Consider the following 2,022-nt stretch of genomic DNA (forward strand, 5'->3'; position numbering starts at 1 on the left):
GCCTGCGCCGCAATGTAGGCCGGGTCACCGAGTTTGGCCTTGCGCTGCTCCAACTCCGCGACCTGACGCCGTAGCGCCGCCTCGGTGGCGGCCAGCTGATTCATCTCGGTGCGCTGGGCGAAGTAGGTGCGCACCGGTCCGGCGATGGTCAACGTCAGCACGCAGATCACCGCGGCAAGCACCGCCGCCCGGCGCGCGGTGAAACCCAGCCGTTGCTCGGAGCGCTGCTCCACCGATTCGGCGGCCTGGCGCACGATGGGCTCGACGACATGTTCTTGCTGCGTTCGCGCCGTGGCGCGGCCGGCCTGGTTCGCGGTGGGCGACGTCCGCGACGACGGCTTGGAGGACGGCTTGGCCGAGCGACGGCGCCGACCCGTATCCCCGGCCTTCCCCGGGCGCGAGGCCGGGGAGCGCCGTTTGGAGTCGGGCCGTTTCGCGTCAGCCATGTCAACCGTTGCGCGTCAAGCTATTTCGCCTCCACCGCATAACGAGGGAAGGCCAAGTCGCCGGCATAGCGGGCGGCGTCACCGAGCGCCTCCTCGATCCGCAGCAGCTGGTTGTACTTGGCGACGCGCTCGCTGCGGGCCGGTGCGCCGGTCTTGATCTGCCCACTGCCCACGGCCACGGCCAGGTCGGCGATGGTGGTGTCCTCGGTTTCGCCGCTGCGGTGGCTCATCATCGTGCGATAGCCGCTGTGGTGGGCGAGCGCGACGGCGTCCAGCGTCTCGGTCAGCGTGCCGATCTGATTCACCTTGACCAGCAAGGCGTTTGCCACGCCCTTGTCGATGCCCTCTTCCAGGCGTTCGGGATTGGTGACGAAGATGTCGTCACCGACCAACTGCACCCGGTCACCGATCGACGCGGTCAGGGTCGCCCAGCCGTCCCAATCGTCTTCCGACAGCGGGTCTTCGATGGACACCAACGGATACGAGCCGAGCAGCCCGGCGTAGAAGTCGGCCATCTGCGCGGCGGTGCGGGTGCTGCCCTCGAACTTGTAGCCGGTCCCCTCGGTGAAGAATTCGGTGGCCGCCGCGTCGAGCGCCAGCGCCACGTCGGCGCCGGGTTTGAACCCGACCGACTCGATAGCCCGGCTGATCAGGTCCAGGGCCGCGGTGGTGCCCGCCACGTCGGGGGCGAAACCGCCCTCGTCACCCAGGCCGGTGCTCAGGCCCTCCTTCTTGAGCACCGACTTCAGCGCGTGATACACCTCCGCGCCCCAGCGCAGCGCCTCGGCGAAGCTGGGCGCACCGATCGGCGCCACCATGAACTCCTGGATGTCGACGGCGGTGTCGGCGTGCGCGCCCCCGTTGAGGATGTTCATCATCGGCACCGGCAGGATGTGCGCGTTCGGGCCGCCGAGATAGCGGAACAGCGGCAGCTCGGCGGAATCGGCGGCGGCCTTGGCCACGGCCAGCGAGACGCCCAGGATCGCGTTGCCGCCCAGCCGCGACTTGTCGGGCGTACCGTCCAGATCCAGCAGCGCCTGGTCCACCAACCGCTGATCGTCGGCGTTCAGGCCGATCACCGCCGGGCCGATCTCGTCGAGCACGGCCTGCACCGCCTTCTGCACGCCCTTGCCGCCGTACCGCTCGCCGCCGTCGCGCAGCTCGACGGCCTCGTGTTCGCCCGTCGACGCGCCGGAGGGCACCGCGGCGCGGGCGAACGTTCCGTCGATCAGGGCAATCTCGACCTCGACTGTCGGGTTACCGCGGGAATCGAGGATCTCGCGGGCCCCGACCTGCTCGATAATCGGCACTGAGTTCTCCTTGCGTCGTAGCCGGTGCGTGCTTCGCCGGTCAGCGATACATCCTGCTACAACGGGTGACCTTTCGCGTAGGCGGTGGCCCAATCGCGGACCGCCCGGGCGTACACCCCGGAGTTGTTGTAGGCCCGCAGCGCGGTGATCCAGCCGCGCGGCGTGGCGAGATCCTTTCCGCGCCAACACAGGTAACCGGCCGCGGCGAGGGCCGCGTCGTCGATGTTGTCCGGGCTGACGCGCCCGTCGTTGTGAGCGTCGACACC

2 protein-coding genes and 1 pseudogene are annotated in these 2,022 nt (G+C 69.4%); all 3 read right to left on the bottom strand.

Annotated elements, in window-relative coordinates; translation table 11 throughout:
• On the bottom strand, positions 1–446 hold a 446-nt coding region (locus tag A9W96_RS01160), incomplete at its 3' end, for a septum formation initiator family protein (RefSeq protein WP_197499363.1).
• A 20-nt stretch (positions 447–466) separates the two neighbouring features.
• Positions 467–1,756 carry a phosphopyruvate hydratase gene (gene eno / locus A9W96_RS01165; RefSeq protein ID WP_066871767.1) on the bottom strand — a complete coding sequence of 430 codons (1,290 nt, stop codon included), beginning with the start codon at positions 1,754–1,756 and terminating at the stop codon, positions 467–469.
• A 56-nt stretch (positions 1,757–1,812) separates the two neighbouring features.
• Positions 1,813–2,022: pseudogene (locus A9W96_RS01170) on the bottom strand (hypothetical protein); the annotation flags it as partial.

This window comes from Mycobacterium sp. 1245852.3 (assembly GCF_001669335.1).
GTDB classification, from domain to species: domain Bacteria; phylum Actinomycetota; class Actinomycetes; order Mycobacteriales; family Mycobacteriaceae; genus Mycobacterium; species Mycobacterium europaeum_A.